We start from the raw sequence: 17,417 nt of genomic DNA on the forward strand, positions 1-17,417 counted from the left end.
ACCAGGGTGTTCAATGGTCAGGTGAGCACTTCAACGACCGCTGTCTTCGACGTCATCGACGAGGTCATCGCCCCGCTGGCAGCCGAGGTTCCGGAGCGTCCTTCGGTGATGGAGTTCTACGACCCGGAGCTCGCCGTGCCGCCGGTGCTGGCCGACGAGGAGCCGACTCCAGGGCTCACCCTGGCCGAGGAGGTGGAGCAGTACACCCGGTTCGTGAGCGGGATGGCGACCATCGGGCTGGCCCCCGGCGGCGAGGTCACGCCCGAGGCCGTCGGGCTGTATCGCGCGCTGCGCGGCGGGTTCATCCGCGGCGTGGTGACCGGCGTGTTCCCGTCGCGTCCGGAGCCGTGGGAGGTCCGGTTCTTCGGCGACGAGGACTACACCACGGTGCTGAACAAGCTCGGCAGGCGGGCGCGGCTGCGGTCCGGTTTCCTCAGCGCGCTGCCGGGCTGGGTGTTCGACGGCCTGCCCGACCATCCGCCGGGCACCGGCGAGACCGTGCGCATCGTGACGGACGCGGGCGGATTGATCCCGCTGCGGGCCCGCGAGGCCGTCGAGGTGATCCGTGAAGGTGCTTCGCGGCCGCGGCACGGCACGGTCCTCGTCGATCTCGCGGTGCGGAACTCCATCCTCGCCGAGTATCCGCACGGCGCGTTCGGCCTGGTGGACAACGACCTCGGCCGGTACCAGTTCAGCGCGGCGATGGGCGGCGACGGCCGCTGGACGCTCACCTGGGGCCCGGCCAGCCGGTCGACGGCCGAGCAATGGATCGTGAAGGCGGTGCAGAACCATGCGTGAACCGGCGACCGTGAAGGAACTGATGAGGCGCGCCGCCGAGCCGCTGCTGCGCGCGGTGCCCGAGCGGCGGAGCGTGTACCTGGGCTACGACCCGGAGATCACCGACGACGAGATCCGCCGCCTGTGCCCGTCCTACGACGAGCCGGCGGATCTCGTCACCCAGGCCGAGCGGTACGCGGCCAAGGCGGCGATGCTCGAAGAGGCCGGGCTGATGGAGAACGGCGAGATCCATCCGGCCGCGGTCCAGATGCACGGCGTGATGCTGCGCGGTTCGGTGCGAGGCGTCCTCACCGGCGTCTTCGCGTCCGCGCCGCGCTCGGTGCGCGTCGATTGCTACGGAGACGGGCACCAGGCGGTCGTCTGGCGGATGCGGTCGGGGCGGCGGACCACGTTCAGCCTCAGCGATTTCGGCGAGCTGGGAGCCCGGGTCTTCGGCGGGCTCCCGCATGTCCCCGCCGGGGAGACCGAGCCGATGCGCATCAGGATCGACGAGCACGGCGTGCCGCTGCCCGGCCAGGAGGAAGAGGCCGGGCTGGTCGCCGACACGCTGAATCGTCCGCGCACCGGCACGGCGATCCTCGATCTGGTCGCCTTCGGCGGGCTGAACGCCGAGTACCCGGACTACGGCTTCGTGATCGTCGACAACGATTTGGGGAGGTTCGTGTTGTACGCCGCCCCTTCCGAAGGGTGGCTGATGTTCGGTGGAATGGACCGCCGGGCACTGGCGGGCTGGCTGCACGAGGCGGTGGACTTGAGCCGGACGTAGCCGCCTTGGGCGATGACGACTGGGGAGGGCGGGCATGGACCTGGACCGGCGCGCGGCCGACGCGTGGTTCCGGCGGCGAGGGTTGCCGATGGTCATCCACCGGAGGAGGCGCGGAGCCGGCATGTTGCGCCGGTCCACGCCGGGGCTGGTGTTCCTGTGCCTGCTCGACCTGCTGCTGGCCGCGTTGCTGAAGCTGCTCGACGTCCCCGAGGACGTGCTCGCGGCCCGGATGCGCAGCAGTGGCGTCGGCTACGTGCTCGGCGTGCTGGCGCTGACCTTCGCCGTGGTCGTGGTGCCGGTGATCGCCGGACGGCTGATGGCGAAGCTGCTTCGCGTGCTGAGCCGCACCAGAGTCCGGTTGGCCGTCATGGCGGTGACGATCGGCTTCTGGCTGCTCGTGCTGCCGCTCGGTGAGCGGCTCACCGGGCTGGTGTCGTGGGACAACCCGTTGTGGGTCGCCATCCTCACCAACCTGGTCGCGCTGGCCGTGCTGATGTTCCTGGTCCGGATCGGCGTCGGCTCGATCCTCACCTGGGCGGCCCGGAGCGCGGTCGCCCAGGTCAGGGCCATTGGCACGCTCGCGTCGCGGGCGTTGCCGCTGCTCCTGCTGGTGGTGATGTTCAGCTTCTTCACCGCCGAGCTGTGGCAGGCGGTGGAACGGCTGACCCCCGGCCGGCTGTGGCTGGTGGTCGGCTTCCTCGTGCTGATCGGCGCCGTGTTCCTGGCGTCGATGCTGTCCGACGAGATCAAGGAGCTGAAGTCCTGGACCGTGGAGCCCGGCGCGACCGTCCTGCGCGGCACGCCGTTCGACGACGACACCCAGCCACCCGGCAGGCGCGCGCTGACGAAAACCGAGCGGCTGAACATCGCCCTGGTGCTGTTCTTCGCCCAAGCGGTGCAGATCGTGGCGTTCGGGGTGCTGGTGTTCGCGTTCTTCGTCGTGTTCGGGGTGCTGATCCTGAGCCCGGAGGTCGTGACGGAGTTCGCCGGCCGTGAATCGGCGCCGGGGACACTGCTGGGTGTCCCCCTTCCGGTGAGTTCCGCACTCGTCAACGTCTCCGTCTTCCTCGCCGTTTTCTCCGGTTTGTACTTCGCCGCATCGACCGCGACGGATGCCCGGTACCGGCGTTCTTTCTTCGAACCTTTGCTGGAGGATGTGAAGATCAGCCTCGCGGCGCGTGACATTTATCTGGCCCATTGGGCGGATGTGCGGCGGGCCGAGGTGGTTACCCTGGAAGCAGAGGACATTCCGTAGTGAGGTGGTCACCATGAGCGGGAAGGGCGGAACTCCCTTCTTCGATGCCCCCGACTTCGTGAAAGGCGATGGCACTCAGGCAGATCCTCCGGGCGACACGTTCGCCGACCCGCTGTCCGGGCTGGTCACGACCGGCACGACGGCCCAATCCGATCCCTCGGCGGGAGCCGACGACGTCCACGTGCAGGTGCCGGGACCGGTCCAGCACGACCCCGAAGTGGTGAGCAGGATGGTCAGCGCGGCCATGCTCGCGGACGACCAGCCCGCGGAAAGCCCGGGCGCGGAGCAGACCGCGGCGCCGTCGCCCGCCAAGATCGTCAGCACGGTGGGTGAGCAAGGCGCTGCGCCGATCGGGATCCTGCCCCAGCAGCGAACCTGGCCGTCGAGGCCGTCTCAGCTGATCCGCCAGCCCCGTCGGCTGAAGCCGGAAGAGCCGGTCGAGGTCGACGAGGAGGCCGAGGTCGAAGTACGGCGCGCCAAGCGTTCCATGCAGATGCCGAGGCTCGGCAAACCGTCGTCGAACACCGCCGGCGTGATGATCGCGATCGCCCTCATGATCGTCTTCGCGGTGCTCGCCATCCAGCTGCTCGCGAGCCTGTTCAACAGCATCGCGGGGATCTTCGGGTAACCCGTCCGGCGGATACCGCCGGACGGGGCCGTCCGTCCAGACGTCACCCATCGGGATACCCTGGCCCTACGGTCGGGGTACCCGGTGTTGACCCGGGTCGCAACCCCGGCGCCGCGTGACTAGTGGGGTGGGCGTATCAGCGAGGGCGTGCAGTCGGTGCCCGAGACGGGCACGAGTGGTCCGTCGGGACGTGACGCTTCCACCATGCACCGGGTGCGGCGGGTGCTGGCGATCAAGCCGTTCCGCCGGATCTGGGGCGTCTCTTATCTGTGCAGTGTCGCGGATTGGCTGAACCTCCTCACGCTGACCGGTCTGGTCACCAAACTGACCGACAACTACGCCGCGCAGAACTTCGCGTTCGTCGGGGTCGTGCTGACGTCGCTGCTGCCGGGGCTGCTGTTCGCCCCGCTCGGCGGGCTGCTCGCCGACCGCTTCGACCGGCGCAAGGTGATGGTGCTCTGCGACCTCGGCCGATGCGGGTTCCTGCTGTCGATCGCGTTCGTCGGCACGCCGTGGTGGGTGTTCGTCGGCAACTTCCTGGTCGGCTGCTGCTCGATGATGTGGATCCCGTCGAAGGACGCGGCGGTGCCGAACCTGCTGCGCCGTCCGGACCAGGTCGAGACGGCCAACCAGCTCGGCATGGTGATGACCTACGGCCTCGCGGTGATCACCGCGGCCGGGGCGAACGCCGTGCTCACCGGTAGCAACACCACGTTCCACTTCTTCCAGGGCGACGCCCAGCTGGGTATCGCCAAGGTCGCCGTCGTCATCACCGGTCTGCTGTACCTGACCAGCGCGATCGTGATCGCGACCCGGATCCCCGAGCTGTCGCTGCGCAACGTCCACGCGGTCGAGAAGCCCAAGGTCAAGCCCGCTGACGAGGAGAAGTTCGGCTTCCGGCAGATGATCGCCGACGGCGCCCGGTTCGTGCGGACGACGCCGCTGGTGCGCGGGCTGATGATCGGCGCTTTCGGCGCCTTCGCCGCCGGTGGCGCGGTGATCGGTTCGGCCAAGCCGTACTCGTCCAGCCTGCTCGCCGGTGACGCGGCGTTCAACCTGCTCGTCCTGGCCGTCTTCCTCGGGCTCGCCACCGGTATGGCGGTGGCGCCGAAGCTCGCGCGGCGGCTCGCGCACGACCGGCTGTTCGGGATCTCGATCGTCGCCGCGGGACTGTGTCTCGTCGTGGTGGCGCTGTCGCCGCATCTCGCCGTTTCGCTGGTCGCGGTCGCCGCCGTCGGCGTCTGGGCGGGGACGGCGTTCCTGACCGGTGTCACGATCATCGGTTCGCGGATCGAGGACTCGATCCGCGGCCGGATCAACGCGATCTACCAGTCGCTGATGAAGATCGTGCTGTTCGGCTCGACGGTGCTGGTGCCGGTGCTGATCAGTGCGGTCCGGACGACCGAGGTCGAGCTGTGGGGCGGCACGATCACCATCGACGGCACGCGGCCGGTGATGGTCGGCGGCGGCATCCTCGCGCTCCTCGCCGGCATCTTCGCGTACCGGCAGATGGACGACCGGCGGGCCGAACCGATCCTCGCCGATCTCCGCAACGCTTTGCGCCGCAGCCCACGTCGCGTGAACGGGCTCCTGATCGCGCTCGAAGGCACGCGGGCGATCAACACCGAGACGCAGGCCGCGCGGCTGGCCGAATGGCTGCGCGCGGGTACGCGTCCGGTCGTGCTGGCCGCCGACCCGGCGTTGGACGATCAGCGGCTCGCGAAGCTCGTCTCCGGTGCTTCGCTGTCCGGGGCGCGGGCGCAGGCGCTGGCCGCCGCCGCGGTGCGGGCGGACATCGTCGAACGGGACATCCAGCCCGCGCTCGACGCGGGTTCCGTCGTGGTGATGGAACGGTTCGTGGACTCGCCGCTGGCGCACCTGTCCGCGGTCGCCGGGCTGGACAGCCAGGAACTCGAAGGGCTCGCCGACTGGGCGACCGGCAGGCTGCGGCCCGACATCACCATCCTGCTCGACGCCGACCCCGGCACGGTGATGCGGAAGTCGGAGTCGCTGGACGCGCAGTGGCGGGTGCAGCATCTGCTCACGGAGATGGCCGCCGCCGACCCGGACCGGTATGTCGTGGTCGACGCGGAAGGTACCGAGGACGAAGTGGGCGACCGGGTGCGGACCGCGATCCGCGCGGTGCTCGTCGGCAGGCTCGCCGGGCTCGCTCCGGCGGAGGAGAAGGTCGAAGCGAAGTGACTGAAGCCCCTGTGCTGATCGGTGTCTGGAAGCAGCTCGTCGGCCAGGAGCCCGCCGCGCGCACGCTTTCGTCGGCGTCGACGGCGGCCGCTCGGATCATCGAGAATCAGCCCGTCGCGCCCGGCGCGATGACCCATGCCTGGCTGATCACCGGTCCGCCGGGTTCGGGGCGTTCGACGGCCGCGCGGGTTTTCGCGGCGGCGTTGCAGTGCAGTACCGGTACCGGCTGTGGCGAGTGCCCCGGCTGCCGCACCGTGATGGCCGGGACGCACGCGGACGTCAAGCTCGTCGTGCCGGAAGGCCTTTCGATCTCGGTCGCCGAAATGCGTTCGCTGGTGCAGGCCGCCGCCCGCCGCCCGACCACCGGGAAGTGGCAGGTGGTGATCATCGAGGACTCCGACAGGCTGACCGAAGGCGCGTCGAACGCGTTGCTGAAGGCCGTCGAGGAGCCGCCGGATCGCACGGTGTTCCTGCTGTGCGCGCCGTCGGATCACCCGGACGACGTGTCGGTGACGATCCGCTCGCGGTGCCGTCTGGTCACGTTGCGGACGCCGCCGGTCGAGGCGATCGCGCAGGTGCTGATGGAGCGGGACGGCATCGAGCCCGAGCGTGCGCGGTGGGCGGCGTCCGTCTCCAGTGGGCATGTCGGCCGCGCGCGGCGGCTCGCGACCGACGAGGCTGCGCGGCAGCGGCGGGCGACGGTGCTGCGGATCCCGCTCGGCCTGCGGCGACCGTCCGATGTGTTCACTTGCGCCGATCAGCTGATCAGCGCGGCGGAGGCCGACGCGGGCGAGGAGAGCAAGGTCCGCGACGAGGCCGAACGTTCCGAACTCCGCACCGCGATGGGCGGCGACGGCACCGGAAAGGGCGTCGCCGGGGCGAAACGTGCCGCCGAAGCCGCCGTGAAGCAGCTCGAGAAGCGCCAGAAGTCCCGCGCGACCCGTACGCAGCGGGACACTCTGGATCTCGCGCTGGTGGACCTGGCCGCGTTCTACCGGGACGTGCTCGTGACCGCGAGCGGCGCGGGCGCGACACTGAACCACCCCGACCACGCCTCGGAAATCTCGCAGGCCGCCTCCGCGTGGGCGCCGGACTCGATCCTGCGGCGGCTTGAAGCCGTCCTGGAATGCCGCGAGGCGATCGACCTGAACGTGAAGCCGAGGATCGCCGTCGAAGCCATGGTCACCACCCTGCGCCAGGGCTGATTCGCGCTTCGCTCCCTACCCCACCCCCCGCCCTTCCCAGGGGGGCGTCCCCGAGTCCAGTCTACCGGCGGTGGAGGGGGAAAAGGGCTGGTGACGGGAGTTGTCCACAGGTGGGGGTGGTTGTGGACAAGTGCTGTGGGTAAGTGAAGGCGCTTCGGGTTCGGGGGAGCCGAAAGCAAAGGAGCCCCACCGCGTCAAAGCGGCGGGGCCCCACTGCTGAAGAGCGATCAGGGGGTACGAACGGTCCTCTCACGCGGGAACGTGAAAGGACCGTTCATCACCCTCCTCGCCCCGTCTAGTCCTCCGAGTCCAGCGAGCGCGGCCGCGGCGAAGGCTTGAAGCCAGGCGACTTCTTCGCGACCGGAACCGGAGCCACGGCGAGCCGGCGGCGTCCCGGCATGGCGGCCACGAGAACGACGCCGATCAGCAGCATCGCCGTACCCGACCAGAACATCGGCACCGTGTCGTAGGCGGCGTTGGTGTACGCCAGGTTCTTGACCGGCCCCTTCGGCGCCGCGCCACCGTTGTTGCCCGCGGGCGGCGGGGTAGCCGTCCCGCACTCGACACCACCGGTGGGCGCGTACGCCCGTGCGATCTGCTCACCGAGCGACACCTGCGCCAGCGACGAAGGCAGCTTCTTCGCGGCGTCCGGCGGCAGCGCCTTCTGCAGTGCCGTCGTCGGCAGGATCTGCAGGTCCAGCAGTCGCGCCGAGGCACCCATCTGGAAGCCCTTGAACGGCGAGGTCATGTCGCTCGACTTCTGGTTCAGCCCGGCGATCGACAGCTTCAGCACCCCGATGTCGAGGGTGAGCCCGTTCCCGGCCTCGCCACCGGGGAGCTGCTTGGTGGCGCCGTTCAGCATCTCGGCCAGCCCGCCGATCACCGGCACGTTCTTCAGCTGGTCGAAGCCCGGGACCTGCTTGAGCGACGGCAGCGGGATGCCGATCGGGATGTCCTTGGTCGGGTTGTTCGCGTCGAGGGTGAACAGCACCTTGTCACCGCGGACGATCTGCAGCACCGGGGCGCTGTACTCGACCTTCGACGTCTTCTTCTCGCCGGTCGAGGTGACCCGCAGCGTCGGCTGGCTGGCGACCTTGATCGTCAGGCCGAGCGGCGTGCCCTTCAGGATTTCGATGTTGGCCGCCTGCAGGGTCGACGTCGATTCGACGGCCTTGTTCTTCGAGCCGGGGATGTCGACCAGCCGCACGACCGAACGCGACGACAGCGTGTTCGGCAGGCTCAGCACCGCGCCCTTGCCGTCGGCGCTGGTGCTGGTGCCCGACAGCAGCCCGCCGAGGTTCGCCAGCGGGCCGGGAAGCCCGCCGAGACCGGCCTGGAGCTGCTCATTCGCCTCCGTCAGCTGCTTGGCGTCCGGGATGTTCGGGATCGTCGGCAACAGCGCGAGGTTCGCGATCGACGTGCTCGAATCGGCGATCGTGCCGACGCACGGCCCGAGCGTCGGGCTCCAGCGCGCGTGCGCCTCACCGTTGAGCAGGCCGAGGTTGAACAGTGGGTTCTTCGGCGCGTTGAGGCCGCCGCTGATCGGCTTCGGGTTGTCCGGCAGCGCCGTCTGCACGAGGCTGCCCGGCGTCTGCGGCGCGTTGCCGGCGGCGGACAGGCCGAACGGCGACGACTGCGCGATCGACTTCTCGTAGTTCAGGTAGGCCTCGGAGTTGGCCTGCGCGCTGGAAAGCCCCATCCCCGCTTCGAGCGCGGACTGCTTCGGCAGCAACTCACCCGCGCCGGGCAGGATGGCGCTGGTCGGCACCGCGTTCGGCAGCAGCCGCAGCACGCCGAGCGCCGCCCCCGCGTCACCGACCGCCTTGCCGAGCGGCTGCGGCCCGATCGGCGCCGACATCGGCGGCTGTCCCGGATTCGCCGGATCGGGGATCGGCGTGGTCGGGATCGTCTGGGCGGTCGCCGGAGCCGCGGTCAGCAGAAGCAGGGCCGCGGCGGCCGGAAGCGCCAGCACACGGGGCAGTCGTTGCCGCATGAACAGGTCCTCCAGTGGGGATGGGCCGATCTTGGGGGACTGAGACCGGCGTCATAGGACCTTAACGACGGTGGCCCTCGAAGGTGACGTTCAAGCCTCCGCTACACTTGGCTCCGTCATCGGGTGCGAGCCCGATGTCCGCCGCCTTAGCTCAGTCGGCCAGAGCGATTCACTCGTAATGAATAGGTCAGGGGTTCGATTCCCCTAGGCGGCTCCGCAGGTCAGGGCCTCATTCGGAACACTCCGGATGAGGCCCTGACTCGTTTCCGGCTCGGCGCCGGGGCCGAGCCGAAAGTTCACCCGTTGGTGTCACCTTTGAGGAACATCCGCGACAGCGAGGTGCCCACCCCTGTGAGGTGCTCGACGAGCGTGTCCGCGTCCGCGTCGAGCAGTCCGGAGCGCCACGCGAGCATGATCTCGACGAAGCCGCCGATGCCCAGTAGGACGTTGACCCGGAACTCCAGCCCGTCCACGTCCGGTTTCAGATGCGGCCGCGCCAGGTCGATCAGCAGGCCGGTGGTCTCCTGGACGGTCTGCCGCCGCAGCTGCTCCAGCACCGCGCTGCCCGCGTGGTCGCCGAACAGGATCTGCGCGCGCGACGGCTCTTCCTGCACGTGGTGCACGACGACGTCGACGGCGGCGCGGAGCTGGTCCAGGGCGGGTTGCTCGATGCGGGCGGCGACGGCGTCGAGGACCATCCGCAGGGTTTCGTCGCGGACCTGTTCCCAGGCGGTGGCGAGCAGCGCGTCGCGGTTGGCGAAGCTCTCGTAGAAGTACCGGTCGGTCAGGTTCGCCCGCGCGCAGACGCCGCGCATGGTGACCGCCGCCCAGCCCTGTTCCTGCCAGATCTCCAGTGCGGCGCCGAGGAGTGCGAGCCGTCGTTCGGCGCGGCGTTCGTCGGCGGTTTTGCCGCTGTAGCGGCGGGACGCGGTCACCCCTCCATCTTGACAGCAGGTGCCCTCAGATTCATTCTGAGGGCATGCGACCGCAGAATGGCCTGCGTGCCGGATTGGCCTCCGCGCTGACGTCCGCTTTCGTGCGGCCGATCGCCAACGCGATCCCGGCCAACCGTGCGGGGGTCGCGTTCTCCCGTGCCTTCATCGCGAGCAGTTTGTGGCTGGCGTCGCCGCCGTTGAAGGGGAGCCGCATCGAGCCCGGCATCCGCGGCGAGTGGGTCCGCGCGCCCGGGACGAGCGAGGGCAACGCCGTGGTCCTCTACATCCACGGCAGCGGTTACGCGCTCTGCTCGGCGCGCACGCATCGCGGGCTGACCACGCGGGTTTCCGCCGGCACCGGGCTGCCGGTCTTCGCCTGCGAGTACCGGCTCGCGCCGCGGCACCGCTTCCCGAGCGCCGCCGACGACGTCCGCGCGGCCTACGACCGGCTTCTCGACCAGGGCTATCGGCGGATTCTCGTCGCGGGCGACTCCGCGGGCGGGCATCTCGCGGTCGACCTCGCCGCGCAGCTGCTCCGCGAGCATCGAGAACCGCCCGCGGCACTGGCGCTCTTCTCGCCGTTGTTCGACGTGACCTTCGGGCTCGCGGCCGAACGAGAGCGGATGAGCCCGGATCCGATGATCTCCGCCGCCGCGGCCGCGCAGCTGGTCGGTCTGTACACAGTGGACGCCGACCTCGCGTCGGAGCGGCTGCGCTTCGCCTTCGACGACATCAAGGGTTTCCCGCCGACGATCATCCAGGCGGGCGGGCGCGAAATGCTCGCCGCGGACGCCATCGAGCTGGCCAGGGCGCTGCGCCGCGCGGGAGCCGATTGCGAACTCGACGTGGTGCCCGGTCAGATGCACGTCTTCCAGGCCTTGACCCGCTTCATCCCCGAAGCGGCGCCGGCGATGGAGCGGGCTTGCCGCTTCCTCACCGGGAACCTTCCAGCGATCGTGAGGGCGGCATGACCAAGCGAACCCACGGAGCACACGCTGTCGTCACCGGCGCGGGCAGCGGGATCGGGAGGGCGATCGCGGCCGAGCTCGTTCGGCGCGGCAGCCGGGTCGTCTGCGCCGACATCGACCTCGAAGCCGCCGAGGAAACCGCGAAAAAGCTCGAGAACGCGGTCGCCATCGCCTGTGACGTGTCCGATGTGGACGAAGTCGCGGACTTGGCGAACCAGGCGCGGTCCTGGTTCGGCCGCGAGCCGGATCTCGTCGTCAACAACGCCGGCATTGGCGCGGGCGGCAAACTCGTCGGGGAGAGCCCGCTGTCCGATTGGCAGCGGACGCTCGGAGTGAACCTCTGGGGCGTGATCCACGGCTGCCACACCTTCGTCCCCGCCATGCGCGCGGCGAAGGCGGGCGGCGTCATCAACGTCGCGTCGGCCGCCGGATTCACCGCGGCGCCGAGGATGGCCGCGTACAACGTGAGCAAGGCCGGGGTCGTCAGCCTGTCCGAGACACTGGCCGCCGAACTCTCCGGCACCGGCGTCGCGGTCACCGTGCTGTGCCCGACCTTCGTGCGCACCAATATCTTCGGCGGCGAGCTCATCGAAGACGGCGCACGCGGCCTCGCGCAACGGGTGTCCGATGTGGTCGGGTTCTCGCCGGAGCGTGTCGCGAAGATGACCCTCGACGCCCACGATCGCGGACGCCTCTACGTCGTGCCGCAGCCCGACGCCCAGCTTCTGTGGCACGCCAAACGGTTCGTGCCCGTCCCGTACACGCGGATCGCCGGTCTGCTCGGCCGGTTCCTGCCCGCCGAAAAGGAGAAGTGATGGCCTACGACTTCGCGGCGATGCTCCAGACCATCAAGGACAAGCAGTGGTCGCTGGCCGACATCGACTGGGACGCGCCCGGTGCCGAGACGATGACCGACGAACTGCGCGCCAAGATGCGGCCGTTCATGGCCGACCTCGTGTGGATCGAGCACGTCGGCGCGCGCGGGTTCGCCTCGCTGGCCAAGAAGGCGCCGACCCCGGTTATCCAGGAGATCTACCGCTACTTCCACGCCGAGGAACAGAAGCACGCCAACGCGGAACTGGCGCTGATGAAGCGCTGGGGCATGCTCGACGAGCACGGTTCGATGCCCGAGCCGAACATCAACGTCAAGCTCGCCATCAAGGTCCTCGACGACTTCGGCGACACGCTGCCGCTGACGGCGCTCGCCACGCTCATCCCGCTGCTGGAATGCGCGCTGGACGGCGCGCTGGTGAAGTTCCTGCTGGACGAGGTCTCCGATCCGGTGTGCCACCAGGTGTTCCGGCATATCAACTCCGACGAGGCCCGGCACATCACGGCCGATTTCGAGGTGCTGGAACTGATCGGCGCCGGATCCACGACCAAACTGCTCACCGAATCGATCGGCTCGCTCAAACCCCAGATCGTCCTCGGCCTGATCGTGGTGTTCGTGCCGCTGATCAACAAGATGCGGGACAACATCGTCGCGATGGGCCTGCCGGAGAAGAAGCTGTACAACGCTGTGAAACGGTTCTCCACCATCGGCGGCCGCGGCGAGTTCACGAAACGCATCCCGGCGTACCACGTGCTCAAGGCGCAGGCGGCGATGATCGTCGACCGTTCGCACGTCTACCACCGGCTGCTCGCCGACCCGATGGTGAAGGCGACCAGGCTGATTCCCGCCCGGCTGCTGGGAAAGCCGCAGTCGTGGACCGAGGAGATCACCCACGAACCGGTCGCGTCATGACACTCGGGGAGTTCCGGGGCGAGGTGCTGCGCGGCACCGAGTGGTTCGGGCACGACTTCACCGGGCAGCGTGTCGCCGTGCTCGCGCCCGGCCGCGAGGCGGCGCAGATCGTGCCCGAGGTGGTGGCCACCGCGCGATCGGTGAAGGTGTTCCAAGAGGAGCCGGACTGGGTGGTGCCGATGCCGGTCCCGGGCCCGACCGTGCTCGGCATCGCCGTCGCCCGGGTTTTCCTGCGCTGGCAGGTGAAAGACCCCTGGATCCGCAGGCTCCTGACGCCCGACCGCCGCTTCGGTTCACGGCGGACGGCGCCGGGCCTCGGCTACTACGGCGCGCTTCGGCGGCCCGGCTGCAAGCTCATCACCTGGCCGGTTTACGCCTTCGCGCCCGGCGGAATCCGCACCGCCGAAGGTATCGAGCACCAGGCCGACGTGGTGGTGCTCGGGCCCAGCTCACTGTTCGCCGAGGAAGGACTCCCCGCATGAAACCCGACCACGAGATCGCGATCATCGGCGGGGGATTCTCCGGTATCGGGGCCGCGATCCTGCTGCACCAAGCCGGTTTCGAAGACTTCCTGATGCTGGAGGAGGGCGACGGCGTCGGCGGCGCGTGGCACTGGAACACCTACCCCGGTGTGGCCGTCGACATCCCGTCGTTCAGCTACCAGTTCTCGTTTGAGCAGATCTCCGGCTGGTCGCGGGTCTACGCGCCCGGCCGTGAACTGAAGGCGTACGCCGACTACTGCGTCGACAAGTACGACATCCGCCGCCGCACCCGCCTCGGCAGCAAGGTCGTCTCCGCGACCTTCGACGACGAGACGCACTTGTGGCGCCTCGAAACCGCCGAAGGGTGGTCGATGACGGCGCGGTTCGTCGTCGGCGCCACCGGCGTGCTCACCCAGCCGAAGCCGCCGGACATCGACGGCATCGACGCTTTCCGCGGCACGGTGATGCACACCGCGCGCTGGGACCACGGCGTGGACCTGTGGGGTAAACGCGTCGCCGTCGTCGGCACCGGGGCATCGGCCGTGCAGGTGATCCCGTCCATCGCGCCGGAGGCCGCGCATCTGACCGTGTTCCAGCGCACGCCGATCTGGTGCCTGCCCAAACCCGACGCCGCGTTGCCCCGGACGGCGCGGCTCGCGCTGCGGCGGCTGCCGGGCGCGAAACTGGTGTCCAGGCTGGCCAGTCAGGCCCTCGTCGAGGTGACCTTCCCGCTGGCGGCGCATTTCCACAACCTGCTGCCGACCGCGGGCGCCGGCGAGCGGATCGGGCGCGCGCATCTGCGCCGCGCGGTCAAGGACCCCGAAACCCGCGAGAAGCTGACCCCGCGCTACGCCTTGGGCTGCAAGCGGCCGAGCTTCTCGAACGAGTACCTCCAGACGTTCAACCGGGACAACGTCACGCTGGAGACCACCGGCATCGACGCGATCACCGAATCCGGCGTGCGCACCGCCGACGGCACCGAGCATCCGGTCGACGTCCTGGTGCTGGCGACCGGGTTCAAGGTGTTCGAGAAGGGCAACATGCCGGCCTTCACCGTGCGCGGTTCGGGCGGCGCGGATCTGGAGAAGTTCTGGGAGGAGAACCGGTTCCAGGCCTACCAGGGCGTCAGCGTCCCCGGTTTCCCGAACTTCTTCACCATCCTCGGGCCCTACGGCTACAACGGTTCCTCGTACTTCAACCTCATCGAGACGCAGACCGCGCACATCATCCGCTGCCTGCGCAACGCGAGGAAGACCGGCGCCACGCGCGTGGAGGTCACGAGCGAGGCCAACGACCGCTACTTCCGGAGCATGCTGGACCGGCGCAAACACCAGGTCTTCTTCCAGGACAGCTGTTCACTGGCCAACAGCTACTACTTCGACGCGAACGGGGACGTGCCGTTCCGCGCCTCGCCGACGCTGGAAACCATGGTGACGAGCCGGTTCTTCGACCTCGACGACTACGCCTTCGCGGACGGGCGGTGAACACTGGCTGAAGTCCGCCGTCCCCGGCCGTGACGGGCCTTAGGTTCGATTCCCCGAACCTGGAGGCTGGTCTTGGAAGGCTTTCCCTGGGACGTCCTGCTCGCGGTGGCCGGGATCGCCGTCCCGGCCGTCGCTTTCCTGTGGGAGTTCGCCCTCGTCGGCCGCAAACGGCTCGGCTACCGCGTGCAGATGGACACCCCGACGGCGTCCGGGCGCGGGTTCGCGCCGACCGCCGACGCGCTGGCGCAGCTGCAGCACGAGAACGGCGAGCGGCTCGTCGACCCGTCGTTCGTGCTGCTGCGCATTGAGAACAACGGCACCACCGACATCGACACCGACGACTACGCGGTCAACGAGAACGACCGCGTCGGCGTCCGCGTGAAGTTCCCCGGCCGCACCGTGGCGGGCATGGTGGTGACCGAACTCAGCTCGCCGCATCTGCACGAATGCTTCGGCGACGACTCCGGTTTCGGCGCGCGCGACGAGAATCCCGAGCGGCCGGCGGGTGTGATCGACCTGCCGAGGGTGCCGTTGAACCGCGGCGCGCACTACAAGATCCTCGCCGTGCTCGACCGGATCCCCAACGGCTCGCCCGACGATTTCGACGATCCCCAGGTCGTCGGCGAGATCAAGGGCGGCAGCCTCCGTGAGACCAAGAGTCGCACCGGGCCGACGACTTCGGTGATCGCGCTCATCCTGTTCCTCGTGGTGATCAGCATCTTCCAGCTGACCCGCTCCCTGTTCTTCGACGAGAAGCCGCCGCCGCTGGACTGCGCGTCCGGGAAGCTCACGATCACCGGATCGACGGCGTTCGCGCCGGTGCTGAAGGAAGCGACGGCTTCGTACGCGAAGACGTGCCCGGGTGCGTCGTTCGTCTTCGACACCCGGGGGAGCGCGGAAGGGCTCGGCAGCCTGAACCAGGCCGGGAACGAAGGCGTGCTGGCGTTCTCCGACGGCGCGAAGGGCGAGGGCTTCCCGCAGCTGCTGCCGCGTCCGGTCGCGTTCTCGCTGTTCACGCTCGTGATCAACAAAGAAGCCGGGGTCCAGGACCTCACGCTCACGCAGATCCGCGACATCTACGACGGCAAGATCGCGAACTGGCGGGAGATCGGCGGCAAGGACCGGCCGGTCCGGCTCGTCGACCGGCATTCGGACTCCGGCACGCGGCGGACGTTCGAGGGGCGGATCCTGGCGGGCAAGCGGGAGCCCGGCGACAACTCCGACGACTGCCTCAAACCGGCGCCGGGTGCCCAGCCGGGGGTGGTGCGATGCGCGAAGCCGTCCACGAACGACGTCCTCGACGCGGTGGCGCGCGTGCCGGGCGCGCTCGGCTACAGCGAACTGGGCGCCGCCACGAAACGCGAGGACGTGCTGCCGGTGCGGATCGACGGTCACCAGGCGACGCTGGAGGGCGCGATCCACGCGGCGTACCCGTTCTGGGAGACCGAGTACGCGTACACGTTCGGCGAGCCGAAGGCCGACTCGCTCGTCGCGAGCTTCCTGCGGTACCTGACCAACCAGGTCGGCAAGGACATCGTGCGGTCGCACGGGCACCGGCCGTGCGCCGAGCTGGCGAATCCGGTGCTGTGCCGTCCGGGCGCGTGAAGGCCTGACCGGCGTTCAAGTGTCATGAAAGGGTCGTTCAGGACGAAAAGTGTCCTGAACGACCCTTTCATGACATCCGGGGCGGTACGAGGGTCAGGCAGGCGGCTTCAGCGTGACGACGGTGGCGCTGGTCTCGCCACGCGGCGTCCGGTACGTGATCTCGTCGCCCTCCTTCGCACCGACGAGCGCGAGGCCGAGCGGGCTGTCCGAGGTGACCGTGGAGGCGTCCGCGTCCTCGCCGGGGATCGTGACGATGTGGAGCTCGTCTTCGTCGCCGTCGGCGAACCTGAGGGTGACGGTGGTGCCGTCGGGGAGCAGGCCCTTGCTGTCACGGCCGCCGTGCTCCAGTTTCGCCGCGACGTCGGCGATGCGCCGGTCGAGGTAGGCGGCGGCCTCCGCGCGGTCCAGCACCTCCGCCTGGTCGGCGGCGTCGCCGGTTCGTTCCTGCTCGCCGACGAGCGGCGCCATCGCGTCGCGCTGCGCACGCAGATCGGCGAGTTCCTTCTCCAGCTGCCGTCGTGCGGCCGGGCTGAACCCGTTGTCCCCTGAGGTCACCATGCCGGGCATTGTCCGCTACGGATCGACGGCTAGCCACCTAGATTTTTCACCCGCTGTGATCGGACAGGACGCTTGCCCTAAGCTTCAGGGCTCGTGTCCTGACTACTTGGTGTAAGGAACTTCGTGACCGCCGTTCCCGGCCGCAGCGCGCGGCTCTCCCCCAATCAGCTGCAGAAACAGGAACAGATCGTCGAAGCGGCGCGTGTCGTGCTCGCCAGGGACGGGCTCGCGGGCTGCACCGTGCGGGCGATCGCGGACGCCGGGCCGCTCACGAAGAGTGCGATTCATTACTACTTCGCGGACATCGACGTCTTGATCGACCGCGCGATGGCGGCGCACATCACAACGTTCACCGCCGATTTGCGCAAAATATCGGCGAAACACGATCACCCGGATGAGCGGCTCTTCGCCGCGCTGGAAGCCTTCCTCGCCGAGTTCTCCGGCCGTCCGAACGCGGCCTTCCTCTGGTTCGAATACTGGATCGCCGCCGGCCGCGCGCAGCACCCTCAGGCCATCGACGTCATGCTGACCTCGATCACCGAACTGCTCGCGGAACTGCTCGCGCCGCTCGACGTCGAAGACCCGCGGGCGCGAGCGCGGGCCCTACTGTCCTATCTGCTCGGTGCGATCGTCCAGCAGCGCGTCCGGCGGCGGCCGTTCGCCGCACTGCGTGGTGACATCGAAGCGCTCTGTTTCGCGAACTACGGCTAGAAATACGCATTAGATCCGTACCGTTACGGATTGTTCGCCCTTCCGGCTCCGGTCATGGTGAGGTTCCCCTTCCCCTGCCTCAG

The 17,417-nt window shown here is 69.1% G+C and carries 16 protein-coding genes and 1 tRNA gene; 14 read left to right on the top strand and 3 right to left on the bottom strand.

Going from position 1 to position 17,417, the window contains the following annotated elements:
• The first annotated feature begins 6 nt into the window (after window positions 1-6).
• The 6 genes from ED92_RS08985 to ED92_RS09010 all read left to right on the top strand — a co-directional run bounded on the left by ED92_RS08985 (window position 7) and on the right by ED92_RS09010 (window position 6,854).
• Window positions 7-798 carry an ESX secretion-associated protein EspG gene (locus ED92_RS08985; protein WP_037335144.1) on the top strand — a complete coding sequence of 264 codons (792 nt, stop codon included), beginning with the start codon at window positions 7-9 and terminating at the stop codon, window positions 796-798.
• Window positions 791-1,564, top strand: a complete 774-nt coding sequence (locus ED92_RS08990) for an ESX secretion-associated protein EspG (protein WP_037335148.1) — start codon at window positions 791-793, stop codon at window positions 1,562-1,564. Before ED92_RS08985 ends, ED92_RS08990 begins: the two co-directional genes overlap by 8 nt.
• Before the next feature lie 34 nt (window positions 1,565-1,598).
• Window positions 1,599-2,819, top strand: coding sequence for a hypothetical protein (locus ED92_RS08995; RefSeq protein WP_037335150.1), 1,221 nt, complete (start codon window positions 1,599-1,601; stop codon window positions 2,817-2,819).
• A gap of 13 nt (window positions 2,820-2,832) precedes the next feature.
• Window positions 2,833-3,447, top strand: a complete 615-nt coding sequence (locus ED92_RS09000) for a hypothetical protein (protein WP_235213221.1) — start codon at window positions 2,833-2,835, stop codon at window positions 3,445-3,447.
• Window positions 3,448-3,594: 147 nt separating this feature from the next.
• Window positions 3,595-5,649, top strand: a complete 2,055-nt coding sequence (locus ED92_RS09005; protein ID WP_037335156.1) for a dTMP kinase — start codon at window positions 3,595-3,597, stop codon at window positions 5,647-5,649.
• The gene (locus ED92_RS09010) at window positions 5,646-6,854 is read left to right on the top strand and encodes a DNA polymerase III subunit delta' (protein WP_037335158.1); all 1,209 of its coding nucleotides are present in this window, start codon (window positions 5,646-5,648) and stop codon (window positions 6,852-6,854) included. Before ED92_RS09005 ends, ED92_RS09010 begins: the two co-directional genes overlap by 4 nt.
• Window positions 6,855-7,149: 295 nt before the next feature.
• Here the strand turns inward: ED92_RS09010 and ED92_RS09015 are convergent, their stop codons facing one another.
• On the bottom strand, window positions 7,150-8,847 hold the full coding sequence (locus tag ED92_RS09015) for a hypothetical protein (RefSeq protein ID WP_152610842.1): 1,698 nt from the start codon (window positions 8,845-8,847) through the stop codon (window positions 7,150-7,152).
• Between the two features lie 140 nt (window positions 8,848-8,987).
• On the opposite strand from ED92_RS09015, the gene ED92_RS09020 reads away from it, so the two are divergent.
• Window positions 8,988-9,061, top strand: a tRNA-Thr gene (locus tag ED92_RS09020).
• A gap of 82 nt (window positions 9,062-9,143) precedes the next feature.
• Here ED92_RS09020 and ED92_RS09025 read toward each other — a convergent pair.
• Complete coding sequence (locus ED92_RS09025; protein ID WP_016337801.1) at window positions 9,144-9,782, bottom strand: TetR/AcrR family transcriptional regulator; 639 nt, start codon at window positions 9,780-9,782, stop codon at window positions 9,144-9,146.
• A gap of 44 nt (window positions 9,783-9,826) precedes the next feature.
• Here ED92_RS09025 and ED92_RS09030 point away from each other — a divergent pair, with 44 nt between their 5' ends.
• The 6 genes from ED92_RS09030 to ED92_RS09055 all read left to right on the top strand — a co-directional run bounded on the left by ED92_RS09030 (window position 9,827) and on the right by ED92_RS09055 (window position 16,065).
• Window positions 9,827-10,753: an alpha/beta hydrolase gene (locus ED92_RS09030; RefSeq protein ID WP_235213222.1), complete on the top strand. Its 927-nt coding sequence runs from the start codon at window positions 9,827-9,829 to the stop codon at window positions 10,751-10,753.
• Complete coding sequence (locus ED92_RS09035; protein ID WP_037335164.1) at window positions 10,750-11,565, top strand: SDR family oxidoreductase; 816 nt, start codon at window positions 10,750-10,752, stop codon at window positions 11,563-11,565. Before ED92_RS09030 ends, ED92_RS09035 begins: the two co-directional genes overlap by 4 nt.
• Window positions 11,565-12,494 carry a hypothetical protein gene (locus tag ED92_RS09040; RefSeq protein WP_037335167.1) on the top strand — a complete coding sequence of 310 codons (930 nt, stop codon included), beginning with the start codon at window positions 11,565-11,567 and terminating at the stop codon, window positions 12,492-12,494. The genes ED92_RS09035 and ED92_RS09040 overlap by 1 nt, the downstream gene beginning before the upstream one ends.
• Entirely contained in the window at window positions 12,491-12,976 is a 486-nt protein-coding gene (locus tag ED92_RS09045) for a hypothetical protein (protein WP_037335170.1), read from the top strand. The genes ED92_RS09040 and ED92_RS09045 overlap by 4 nt, the downstream gene beginning before the upstream one ends.
• Window positions 12,973-14,460 carry an NAD(P)/FAD-dependent oxidoreductase gene (locus ED92_RS09050; protein ID WP_037335173.1) on the top strand — a complete coding sequence of 496 codons (1,488 nt, stop codon included), beginning with the start codon at window positions 12,973-12,975 and terminating at the stop codon, window positions 14,458-14,460. Before ED92_RS09045 ends, ED92_RS09050 begins: the two co-directional genes overlap by 4 nt.
• A gap of 72 nt (window positions 14,461-14,532) precedes the next feature.
• A complete protein-coding gene (locus tag ED92_RS09055) occupies window positions 14,533-16,065 on the top strand; it encodes a PstS family phosphate ABC transporter substrate-binding protein (RefSeq protein WP_037335177.1) in 1,533 nt (510 codons plus the stop codon).
• A 93-nt stretch (window positions 16,066-16,158) separates the two neighbouring features.
• On the opposite strand, the gene ED92_RS09060 is transcribed toward ED92_RS09055, so the two are convergent.
• Window positions 16,159-16,623 carry a GreA/GreB family elongation factor gene (locus ED92_RS09060; protein WP_037336264.1) on the bottom strand — a complete coding sequence of 155 codons (465 nt, stop codon included), beginning with the start codon at window positions 16,621-16,623 and terminating at the stop codon, window positions 16,159-16,161.
• A 123-nt stretch (window positions 16,624-16,746) separates the two neighbouring features.
• On the opposite strand from ED92_RS09060, the gene ED92_RS09065 reads away from it, so the two are divergent.
• On the top strand, window positions 16,747-17,334 hold the full coding sequence (locus ED92_RS09065) for a TetR/AcrR family transcriptional regulator (RefSeq protein WP_037335180.1): 588 nt from the start codon (window positions 16,747-16,749) through the stop codon (window positions 17,332-17,334).
• Window positions 17,335-17,417: the final 83 nt, after the last annotated feature.

This window comes from Amycolatopsis sp. MJM2582, from assembly GCF_000754115.1.
GTDB classification, from domain to species: domain Bacteria; phylum Actinomycetota; class Actinomycetes; order Mycobacteriales; family Pseudonocardiaceae; genus Amycolatopsis; species Amycolatopsis japonica.